The following is a 10194-nucleotide window of genomic DNA, read 5'->3' as shown; positions in this document are numbered from 1 at the left end:
CGCGAGGGTGGGGTGGCCCGGGGTCGTGGGGAGGAGCAGGGCGTCCGCGTCCGCGAGTTCCGCCAGGGCCCTCTCGCGCAGGCCGGCCAGGCGGTCCAGGTCCGCGTAGAGGCGGTGGGCCGGGATGTCGCGGGCTCGGGTGATGATGCCGGCGACCGTGGGGTCCAGGTCCTTGGCGCCTTCGGCTGTCGCCTTGTCGACAAAGGCTCCCACCGCCGTGTAGCGCTCCGCCACGAACGCGCCCTCGTAGAGCATCGCCGCCGCCTCCGTGAACGGCGTGAGGTCCAGTTCGCGCAGGGACGCGCCCGCCGCGGCCAGTTGTGCCACCGCGGCCTCGTACGCCTCCGCCCAGCCCTCGTCCAGTTCGCCGAGCTGCTCGCGTGGCGGGACCGCGATCCGCCAGGGGCCGGGTGCCCGTCCGGGGAGCGTGGGCGAGGCGCCCGTCGTCATGTGGGACAGGGCCTGCTCCGCCTCCGGGAGGGTGCGGGCGAAGACGGTCACGCAGTCGATCGAGGCGCAGGCCGGCACCACGCCCTCGGTCGGTACCAGGCCGCGGGTGGGCTTGAGGCCGACGATGCCGTTGAAGGCGGCCGGGACCCGGCCCGAGCCCGCCGTGTCGGTGCCGAGGGCGAAGTCGACGATGCCCAGGGCCACGGCGACCGCCGAGCCGGAGCTGGAGCCGCCGCTGATCCGCGACGGGTCGTACGCGTTGCGGACCGCGCCGTGCGGGGAGCGGGTGCCGACCAGGCCCGTCGCGAACTGGTCCAGGTTCGTAGTGCCGAGCACGATGGCGCCCGCCGCGCGGAGACCGGCGACCACGGGGGCGTCGGCCTGCGGCTCGTAGGCGTACGACGGGCAGCCGGCCGTTGTCGGCAGGCCCGCCACGTCGATGTTGCCCTTGGCGGCGAACAGGCGTCCGGCGAGGGGGAGTTGCTCGCCCTGCGCGAGGCGTTTGTCGATCGCTCGGGCCTCCCGCTCGACCTCTTCCTGCGGGCGCAGGTCGATCCAGATCTCGGGGCGGTCCACGGCCTCGATGCGGGCGTAGGCGGCGCGGACGCGGGAGACGGTCTTGGTCATTTTCGTATCGCTTTCAGTTCGTCGGCGGGGCCAGGACCAGCAGCGCCGTCCCCGCGTCCACCTGGTCGCCCGGCCTGGTCAGGATCTCCGCCACCACACCTGCCATCGGCGCGTGCACCCTGGACTCCATCTTCATCGCCTCCAGGGCCAGGAGGGGTTGGCCCTCGGTCACCTCGTCGCCCGGCTCCACGTTCAACTGCCAGACGGAGGCGGCGAATTCGGCCTCCACCAGGCGGCCGCCCGGCGGGACGGTCACCTCGGCCGCCGGGGCGGCCGGTGCGGAGGCCGCCTCGGCGCGGGCGAACTCGCCGGCCGCCTCCCACGCATCCCGTTCGGCCGCGAAGGCGGTCTGCTGGCGGGTCCTGAACTCCGCTATGGAGTCGGCGTGTTCGGTGAGGAAGGTCTCGTAGTCGGCCAGCGAGAAGGTGCCCTCCTCGATGCGGGGCACGAAGCGGCCGGACGTGATGTCGGCGCGCAGCTCCAGGAGTTCGTCCGCGTCCACCGGGTACCACTTGATCCGGTCGAAGAAGCGCAGCAGCCAGGGCGAGCCCGGCTCGAACGCGCCGCGCTGCTGCCAGGGCGACCACACCTGGGTCGTACGGCCCACGAACTGGTAGCCGCCGGGGCCCTCCATGCCGTAGACGCACAGATACGCGCCGCCGATGCCGACCGAGTTCTCGGCGGTCCAGGTGCGGGCCGGGTTGTACTTCGTGGTGACCAGGCGGTGGCGCGGGTCGAGGGGGGTGGCGACCGGGGCGCCCAAGTAGACGTCTCCCAGGCCGAGTACGAGGTACTCCGCGTCGAAGACCGTGTCGTACACGTCGTTCACCGACTCCAGGCCGTTGACCCTGCGGATGAACTCGATGTTCCAGGGGCACCAGGGTGCGTCGTCGCGGACGCCCGCCATGTAGCGGGCGATCGCCTCGCGGGTGGCCGGGTCGTCCCAGGAGAGCGGGAGGTGGACCGTGCGGGAGGGGACGACGAGTTCGTCGGTGGGCGGGAGGGCTGCGGTGATCTCCCTTACCGCCGCGAGGAGTTCGCGCTGGGGGAGGCGGGCCGGGTCCGTCTGGATCTGGAGCGAGCGGATGCCGGGGGTGAGGTCGGTGATGCCGTCCGGGCCCGCCTCCGACACCGCCTCCATCAGCGCGTGGACACGCATCCGCAGGGCCAGGTCCAGCTGCATGGGGCCGAACTCGACGAGCAGGTTGTCGTCGCCGCTGCGGCGGTACGTGATGTCCCCGTCGCGGGCGAGGATGCCGCCGTCGACGATCTCGGGGCGCGGTGAGCCGTCCACGTCGACCGGGACGAAGCGCACGGTGTCGCCGGGGCGCAGCTGGCCCAACTTCCAGCGTTGCGCGCTGAGTACGGTCGCCGGGCACACGAAGCCGCCCAGCGACGGGCCGTCCGGGCCGAGCAGCACCGGCATGTCGCCGGTGTAGTCGACGGCGCCGACCGAGTACGGGGTGTCGTGGATGTTGGAGGGGTGCAGGCCCGCCTCGCCGCCGTCGGTGCGGGCCCAGCGGGGCTTGGGGCCGACCAGGCGGACACCGGTGCGCGCCGAGTTGAAGTGGACCTTCCACTCGGCCGCGTAGAAGTCGCGGATGTCGTCCTCGGTGAAGAACTCCGGTGCGGCGTGCGGGCCTTCGACGGCGCCGATGTGCCAGGTGGAGGTGTAGGGGGGTCGGTCGGTGACCGGGGTGCCCTCGGTGGCCGCGCCGCCGTGCAGGACATCGCCGGTACGCAGCGCCCGGCCGCCGTGTCCGCCGAAGCGGCCCAGCGTGAAGGTGCTCGCGCTGCCCAGCAAGGCCGGGACGTCGAGGCCGCCCGCGACCAGCACGTAGGTGCGCAGGCCGTGTTCGGTGGGGGTGCCCACCTCCAGGACCGCGCCCGCGGGCAGCTGGACCGGCTCCCATTGGGGGACCGGCGTGCCGTCCACGGTGACGGCGGCGGGGGCGCCCGTCACGCAGACCGTCGTGGGGTGGGAGAACCTCAACGACGGTCCCTGGAGCGTGCATTCGAGGCCGGGGGCGCTCTCCGGATTGCCCAGCGCCTGGTTGCCGAGGCGGAAGGAGCGGTCGTCCATCGGACCGGACGGGGGCACGCCGACCTGCCAATAGCCTGTGCGGCCCGGCCAGTCCTGCACGGTGGTGAGGGTGCCGCCGGACACCACCTCGATGCGCGGGGTCGGGTCGGTGACCGTGGCGAGGGTGGCAGTCGAGTGAGCGGCGGTGATGAAGTCGCGGTCCGCGAGTGCTGCCCGGACCAGGCCCAGGTTGGTCTCGATGCCGTCCACGCGGGTGCGGGCCAGGGCCTCGTCCAGCCGGCGCAGCGCCGCCGCGCGGTCCGGGCCGTACGCGATGACCTTCGCGAGCATCGGGTCGTACGACGTGGTCACCTCGGTGCCCGTCTCCACCCAGCCGTCGACGCGGACCCCGGTGGGGAACTCGACCCGTGTCAACAGGCCCGCGCTCGGCCGGTGTTCGCGTGAGGGGTCCTCGGCGTAGAGGCGGGCCTCGACGGCGTGGCCGCGCGGGGTGCCCGGGTCGACGACGACGTCCCGTTCGCCACGGGCCAGGCGGAGCATCCAGGCGACCAGGTCGACGCCGTAGACCTCCTCGGTGACCGGATGCTCCACCTGGAGGCGGGTGTTGACCTCCAGGAAGTAGGCCTCCTCGCGGGCGGCATCATAGACGAACTCGACGGTGCCGGCCGAGCGGTAGCCGACGGAGGCGCACAAGTCACGGGCACTACCGGTGAGTTGGGTGCGTACGTGGTCGGGAAGGCCCGGGGCCGGTGCCTCCTCCACGACCTTCTGGTTGCGCCGCTGGAGGGAGCAGTCGCGGTCGCCGAAGGTCACCACCCGGCCCTCGCCGTCGCCGAAGACCTGCACCTCGACATGGCGGGCGTGCTCGACGAGCCGTTCCAGGAAGACGCCGGCGGAGGAGAAGGAGGCGGCGGCGACGCGCTGCACCCGCTCCCAGGCGTCGGTCAGTTCGGCGGCGGAGCGGCAGGCCGACATGCCGATGCCGCCGCCCCCGCCGGTCGCCTTGAGCATGACGGGATAGCCGATCAACTCGGCTTGCCGCAGGGCTTCTTCGAGGGAGGGAAGCAGTCCCGTCCCGGGAGCCAGCGGCACCCCGGCCGCCTCCGCCGCGGCCCGTGCCGTGTGCTTGGCGCCGAACAGTTCCAGCTGCTGGGGCGTGGGGCCGACGAACACGATCCCCGCCGCCTCGCACCGGCGCGCGAACTCGGCGTCCTCGGACAGGAATCCGTAGCCCGGGTGGATCGCCCCCGCGCCCGAGTCCTTGGCCACCTTGAGAACCAGGTCGGTGTCGAGGTACGACTCCTTCGCGGGCGCCGGGCCGAGGCGCACGGCCTGGTCGGCGAGGCGGACGTGCGGGGCGGCGCGGTCGGCGTCGGAGTACACGGCGACGGTGCGCAGGCCCAGTTCGCGGGCGGTGCGGATGATCCGGACGGCTATCTCGCCCCGGTTGGCGACGAGAAGCGTGTCGAAGCTCATCGAGCCGCCTCGATCGTCATCTCGACCGCCGTCGGGTCGAAGCCGTTGCAAGGGTTGTTGATCTGCGGGCAGTTGGAGACCAGGACGAGGACATCGCGGTCGGCGCGCAGGGTCAGGGAGAGGCCCGGGGCGGAGATGCCGTCGACGATGCCGAGGGTGCCGTCCTGCTCGATCGGCACGTTCATGTACCAGTTGATGTTGGAGACGAGGTCGCGCTTGCCGAGGCCGTACTTCGCGCCCTCGGCCAGGAAGTTGTCCACGCAGGCGTGCTGCGACCAGGTGTGATGGCCGTAGCGCAGGGTGTTGGACTCCTTGGAGCAGGCGCCGCCGACCGTGTCGTGGCGGCCCACGTCGTCGGAGGTGACCGTCATCAGCGGGGTGTGCTCGTTGGACATCAGCACACTGCCCGTGGTGAGGAAGATGCCGCCCTGGGCCTGGATGGTGTCGGGCGCGCTGTAGCGGACCGACGTGTCGTGGGCGTCGTAGACGAGGAAGTCGACGGCCTGGTTGCCGTGCAGGTCGGTGATGGTGAGTGTCTGGCCCTCGCGCACGATCGAGGACCAGGCGGCGCGGGCCGGAACCACTGTCTTCATACGAGCCCCCTGGCGGCGAGGAGTTCGGCGGTGTTGAGGAAGGCGCGGCGGCCTTCGGGACTGGCGTCCCACAGCGGGTCGCCGGGCGCGGTCGCCCCGGCGCGCCAGGCGAGCACCTCCAGCGGGGTGCTGACGTAGTCGGGGCGGGGGTCGGCCGGGTGCGGCACGTTCGCGAGGAGCACGGTCACGTCCTGCTCGGTGCGCAGGGTGACGCTGCCGCCCGGGCCCGAGGAGCCGGTGAAGTCGAGGGAGCCGTCCTCGGTGATTCGCACGCCCTGGAAGAAGGAGAGCGACGGGGGCAGGTCCCGGGGTTCCAGGCCGTTCTTCGCCGCCGCCAGCTTGAACAGCTCGCGGCCCGCGGGGGAGGGGCTCTGCGGGGTGCCGTCGCCGTAGCGCCCGGTGTTGCGCGCCAGCGTGGAGGTGCCGCACAGGGCGTCGTGGCGGCCGGAGGTGTCGGCGATCAGGCTCGCCAGCACGCGGCCCTGGTCGGACAGGAGCAGCCGGCCCTCGCCCAGGTAGGCGTTCCACTGCACCTTGACCGTGTCGGCGACGTTCAGCCGCTCCCAGGGCCGGTCCGCCGAGTACAGCAGCAGGTGGGCGCAGGCGTCGCCGCGCAGGTCGGTCAGGCGCAGTTCGGTGCCGCGGGCCAGCACCCGGTGCGTGTAGTTGCCGCCCGCGACGGTCTCGGCCCACACCAGGTGGCCCGCCTCGCAGGGCGGGGCCGGCCAGTCGGCGGCCGGGACGACGGGCATGGCCTCGGCGCGGGTGCCCTCCTGGGCGCGGGCGTGGTCGCGGGCTCCGTAAGTGGTCTCTGTGGCCATCGCCAGACCTCCGGCTGAGGGGTTCCTGAGGGGGTGTCTGTGCCGCACGACAGTTCTGTCGCACGACAGTTCTGCCGCACGGTATTTCTGTCGCTCGACAGAAATTAGGCGGCGGGCGCGTCGTCGGAGTTGCCCGCGGGTTGCCGCCCTGTTACCGGCTCCTCACCGCCGGCCTCCGCGGATCGCCCGGCGTTCACGCAGGTCAGCCGTGTGCGAGGATCGAGACATGGGTACGACGGGTGCGGGTCCGGGACGGCGCGTCGGCAGGCCACGAGCCGCGCGGCGGCCGGACAGCGGGCTGGAGCCGCGGGAGGAACTGCGCACCGCCGCCGCGGAGTTGTTCACCACCCTCGGCTACGCCGCCACCAGCACGCGGGCCGTGGCCGAGCGCGCGGGCATGCGCCAGGCGTCGATGTACCACTACGTCTCCGGCAAGGAGGAACTCCTCGCCGAACTCCTGGAGTCCACCGTCACCCCCTCCTTGACATACGCCCGCGACCTGCTGGCCGACGACGCGGTCCCGGCCGAGAGGCGGCTGTGGGAGCTGTGCCGCGCCGACGTCGAGGTGCTGTGCGGAGGGCCGTACAACCTCGGCGGCCTGTACCTGCTGCCCGAGGTGCGCGCCGAGCGGTTCGCCGGGTTCCACGCCGTGCGGGGCGAACTCAAGGACGCCTACCGGCAGTTGATCGCCGCGACACCGGCGGGCGGAGTGCTGGCCGAGTCCGAGCTGGACCTGCGGACGGATCTGGTCTTCGGACTGATCGAGGGCGTGATCCTGGTGCACCGCTCCGACCCGGAGCGGCCGGTCTCCGTGTTCGCGGAAGCCACCGCCGACGCGGCCCTGCGCATCGCCGGGATCTGAGGCCCGGGCCGTCCTTCACCCGTCACGGTGAGTGAATCCCGCACGCCTGTACGCCGTGACGCTGGGTGTGCGATTGATGGCTCAGTGTGTAAATGGACTGAGGGTACTCCAGTCGCTATGCCCGTTTCAGGCGCTTGCTGAATATGACACGGCGATGATCCGGTCGGACTAAGCTCGCCCGCAGCGCACCGAGTTGATGTGTATTCGTGCGCTTGTTCCCTATATGTGCGACTCCCCGTCGATCCGTTTCAGAGGGCCCACATGGTGAGTGTTCAATCCCCCCCAGGACGCCGTGAACTTCCCTACGCGCGCGTACTGTTGCTGCCCGCCATAGTCATGGCCGCGGCGACCGGGGCCGCCGTCGCCGCGGTGACGGAACCGGCCAGGGCCGCCGTCGGCTGGTGCGGCGCCGCGGCCACACTGCTGGTGATCGCGGTGGCCGCCGAGGCGGTACGGCGTGGCCGTGCCCTGCGGGCCCTGCGCGCCGAGCAGAGCCGTCACACCGCGTATCTGGAACGGCGGATCGCCGGCCAGGACCAGGAGATGACCCGCCTCGCGAAGGAGATCACGCCCGCCGCGCTGCACTGGATGCGCCGCGGAAATTCCCCCGGAGAGGTGATTCGCTCACTGGGTGACCTCGACCCGGCGTGGGCGGAACTGCCCAAGGCGCAGACCGATCTGCTCAGGACGGTGCTCCACATCGTCGACACCGAGGAGGTCATGCGCGACTCCGCGCAGCGCTCCTTCGTCAACATCGCCCGCCGCGTCCAGGCCATCGTCCACCAACAGGCCAACGAACTGCGGGAGATGGAGGAGGACCACGGCCGCAACCCCGAGGTCTTCGACGACCTCCTGCGGATCGACCACGGCACCGCGCTGATCGGCCGGCTCGCCGACTCCATCTCCGTCCTCGGCGGCGGCCGCCCCGGCCGCCAGTGGCCCGAGCCCGTCGCGCTCTACAGCGTGCTGCGCGGCGCCATGTCCCGGATCCTGGAGTACCGGCGCATCGACCTCTCCTCGATCGCCAAGGTCAACGTCAAGGGCACCGCCGTAGAGCCGGTCATCCACGCGGCGGCCGAACTCCTCGACAACGCCACCCGTTACTCCCCGCCCCAGACCAAGGTGCACGTCACCGCCACCGAGGTGCAGACCGGCGTCGCCATCGAGATCGAGGACGCCGGCGTCAGCTTCAGCGAGGAGGCGCGCCTGAGGGCCGAGGGCATGCTGGAGCGCGCCATGGCGGGCGTCGACTTCCAGGACCTCGGCGAGACGCCGCGCCTGGGCCTCGCCGTCGTGGGCCGGCTCTGCAAGACGTACGACATGCAGGTCTCGCTGCGCGCCTCCGCGTACGGCGGGGTCCGCGCCATCCTCGTCGTGCCCAGCGACATGCTCACCGACGAGCCCGGTGTCGGCCTCGCCCACGGCATCGGCGCCACCGCCGCGCCGCAGGCCGAGCTCGGCGCCCTCCCCGGGCCCAAGCGCACCATCAAGAAGCGCCGCCCCACCAGTCCCAAGTTCACGACGCCGATCTCCATGGAGGACGACGTCCCCGAGGTCACCGAGTGGACGGCGAACGGCCTGCCCCAGCGGCGCAGCCGGGTCAAGACCCCACTCAGCCAGCGGTACGCCGAACAGGCGGCCATCGAGCAGGCCGAACGCGAGGGCCGGCCGACCATCTGGTCGACGAGCGCCAAGCGGAAGCCCGAACCCGAGCCGGAGGAGACGGCCCCCGAGCCGCCGCCCGGCCAGTGGGTCGCCGCGTTCATGGACGGACTCAAGCGCCCCGCTCCCGACGCAGTCACCCAGCCGACCGACGAACCGGCCCCTACCGAGGCCGACAACGAGGGGAACCTCCAGTGATCCAGCAGCGAGGCAACTTCGACTGGATGCTCCAGGACCTCGCCAAAGGCGTCCCGGGCATCGAGATGATCGTGGTGCTCTCGTCCGACGGCCTGCGCATCGCCCGCTACGGCGGCGACCCGGACGCCGCCGACCGGGTGGCCGCGGCCTGCGCGGGCCTGCAGAGCCTGGCCGGGGCGGTCGCCCAGGAGATCCCGGGCAGCGACGGCAAGATGAAGATGGTCCTCATCGAGATCAACGGGGGCTACTTCTACCTGATGGCCGCCGGGCCCAACGCCTATCTCGCCGTGCTCTCCGACATCATCACCGAACCCGGGCACATGAGCGCCAGCATGAGAGACCTCGTCGTGCGCATCGGCGCCCATCTCACCAGCCCGCCCCGGCGCAACGGGCAGACCGTATGACGCCTCCGCAACGCCGGCGGCGATTCCCGAAGGCCGAGCCCGAGCCCGTCGTCCCTCCGTCCCCGCCTCCGTCCGCCTCGGACGGCGAGCAACCGGAGGGGCCGAAGAAGAACCCCGAGCGGCTGTACGTCATCGCGGGGCCCGACGGCGGCGAGCGCTCCGACCTCGACCTGGTCACCTTAATCGTGGCGCGCGCCGACCCACCGCCCTCCGCCACGCCCGAGCAGGCGGCGCTGCTCCGGCTGTGCACGGCACCCCTGTCCGTGGCCGAGCTGTCGGCCTATCTCGGTCTGCCGTTCAGCGTCGTGGCCGTGCTGCTGACCGAGCTGGTGGCGGCGGACATGGTGACGGCGCGCGCCCCGGTCATCCGCCAGGCGCTGGCCGACCGTTCCCTTCTCGAAGCGGTGATGCATGGACTTCAAAGGCTCTGACACCCTTCCCGGTCCACGGACCGAGGACCACCTCCCGCAGACCGCCCAGGCGGCGGTGAAGATCGTCATCGTGGGCGGCTTCGGCGTCGGCAAGACGACCATGGTCGGCTCGGTCAGCGAGATCAAACCGCTGACCACCGAGGAGACCATGACGCAGGCCGGCGTCGGGGTGGACGACAACTACGGCTCGGAGACCAAGACGGCCACCACCGTGGCCATGGACTTCGGGCGCATCAGCATCACCGAGCAGCTCGTGCTCTACCTCTTCGGCACCCCGGGCCAGGAACGCTTCTGGTTCCTGTGGAACGGCCTGTTCGAGGGCGCCCTGGGCGCCGTCGTGCTGGTCGACACCCGCCGCCTGGAGGTCAGCTTCGACGTCATGGGGCGCCTGGAGGAGCGCGGGGTGCCGTTCGTCGTCGCCGTCAACACCTTCCCGGACGGCCCCCGTCACGACATCGAGGAGCTGCGCACCGCCCTCGACCTCGCCCCGGAGATCCCGATCATGGAGTGTGACGCCCGTCGCCGCGCCTCCAGCCGGGACGTCCTGATGACGCTGATGCGCTTCCTGCACGGCCTTGCGCTGGCGAAGGCGCCGGCGTGAGCCACCCGCCTCAGGCGCCGGACGG

At 71.9% G+C, this 10194-nt stretch carries 9 protein-coding genes; 5 read left to right on the top strand and 4 right to left on the bottom strand.

Annotation, left to right across the window (positions count from 1 at the left end; translation table 11 throughout):
• The 4 genes from ABZ896_RS35425 to ABZ896_RS35410 all read right to left on the bottom strand — a co-directional run.
• On the bottom strand, nucleotides 1-1077 hold a 1077-nt coding region (locus ABZ896_RS35425), incomplete at its 3' end, for an amidase family protein (protein ID WP_360938237.1).
• A 13-nt stretch (nucleotides 1078-1090) separates the two neighbouring features.
• Nucleotides 1091-4597 (bottom strand): 5-oxoprolinase/urea amidolyase family protein, encoded by a 3507-nt coding sequence (locus tag ABZ896_RS35420; RefSeq protein ID WP_360938234.1) that lies wholly within the window; start codon nucleotides 4595-4597, stop codon nucleotides 1091-1093.
• On the bottom strand, nucleotides 4594-5190 hold the full coding sequence (locus ABZ896_RS35415; RefSeq protein WP_360938231.1) for an urea amidolyase associated protein UAAP2: 597 nt from the start codon (nucleotides 5188-5190) through the stop codon (nucleotides 4594-4596). Before ABZ896_RS35415 ends, ABZ896_RS35420 begins: the two co-directional genes overlap by 4 nt.
• Nucleotides 5187-6011 (bottom strand): urea amidolyase associated protein UAAP1, encoded by an 825-nt coding sequence (locus ABZ896_RS35410; protein ID WP_360938228.1) that lies wholly within the window; start codon nucleotides 6009-6011, stop codon nucleotides 5187-5189. Before ABZ896_RS35410 ends, ABZ896_RS35415 begins: the two co-directional genes overlap by 4 nt.
• Before the next feature lie 226 nt (nucleotides 6012-6237).
• Between ABZ896_RS35410 and ABZ896_RS35405 the strand changes: the two genes are divergently transcribed.
• The 5 genes from ABZ896_RS35405 (at nucleotide 6238) to ABZ896_RS35385 (ending at nucleotide 10169) form a co-directional block, all read left to right on the top strand.
• On the top strand, nucleotides 6238-6873 hold the full coding sequence (locus ABZ896_RS35405; protein WP_360938225.1) for a TetR/AcrR family transcriptional regulator: 636 nt from the start codon (nucleotides 6238-6240) through the stop codon (nucleotides 6871-6873).
• 261 nt (nucleotides 6874-7134) lie between these two features.
• The gene (locus ABZ896_RS35400; protein ID WP_360938222.1) at nucleotides 7135-8733 is read left to right on the top strand and encodes an ATP-binding protein; all 1599 of its coding nucleotides are present in this window, start codon (nucleotides 7135-7137) and stop codon (nucleotides 8731-8733) included.
• The gene (locus tag ABZ896_RS35395; RefSeq protein WP_360938219.1) at nucleotides 8730-9137 is read left to right on the top strand and encodes a roadblock/LC7 domain-containing protein; all 408 of its coding nucleotides are present in this window, start codon (nucleotides 8730-8732) and stop codon (nucleotides 9135-9137) included. The genes ABZ896_RS35400 and ABZ896_RS35395 overlap by 4 nt, the downstream gene beginning before the upstream one ends.
• Nucleotides 9134-9568 (top strand): DUF742 domain-containing protein, encoded by a 435-nt coding sequence (locus ABZ896_RS35390; RefSeq protein ID WP_360938216.1) that lies wholly within the window; start codon nucleotides 9134-9136, stop codon nucleotides 9566-9568. Before ABZ896_RS35395 ends, ABZ896_RS35390 begins: the two co-directional genes overlap by 4 nt.
• Nucleotides 9549-10169, top strand: a complete 621-nt coding sequence (locus ABZ896_RS35385; RefSeq protein WP_360938213.1) for an ATP/GTP-binding protein — start codon at nucleotides 9549-9551, stop codon at nucleotides 10167-10169. Before ABZ896_RS35390 ends, ABZ896_RS35385 begins: the two co-directional genes overlap by 20 nt.
• Nucleotides 10170-10194 lie beyond the last annotated feature (25 nt).

This window comes from Streptomyces sp. NPDC047072 (assembly GCF_040643855.1).
Lineage (GTDB): Bacteria > Actinomycetota > Actinomycetes > Streptomycetales > Streptomycetaceae > Streptomyces.
The sequence above is the reverse complement of the archived record's forward strand: the minus strand, read 5'-3'. Positions and strand labels throughout refer to the sequence as shown.

Coding starts and splice junctions, on each gene's coding strand:
- ABZ896_RS35385 (WP_360938213.1), top strand. CDS start 9,549: ATGGACTTCAAAGGCTCTGACACCCTTCCCGGTCCACGGACCGAGGAC.
- ABZ896_RS35420 (WP_360938234.1), bottom strand. CDS start 4,597: ATGAGCTTCGACACGCTTCTCGTCGCCAACCGGGGCGAGATAGCCGTC.
- ABZ896_RS35415 (WP_360938231.1), bottom strand. CDS start 5,190: ATGAAGACAGTGGTTCCGGCCCGCGCCGCCTGGTCCTCGATCGTGCGC.
- ABZ896_RS35405 (WP_360938225.1), top strand. CDS start 6,238: ATGGGTACGACGGGTGCGGGTCCGGGACGGCGCGTCGGCAGGCCACGA.
- ABZ896_RS35410 (WP_360938228.1), bottom strand. CDS start 6,011: ATGGCCACAGAGACCACTTACGGAGCCCGCGACCACGCCCGCGCCCAG.
- ABZ896_RS35400 (WP_360938222.1), top strand. CDS start 7,135: ATGGTGAGTGTTCAATCCCCCCCAGGACGCCGTGAACTTCCCTACGCG.
- ABZ896_RS35390 (WP_360938216.1), top strand. CDS start 9,134: ATGACGCCTCCGCAACGCCGGCGGCGATTCCCGAAGGCCGAGCCCGAG.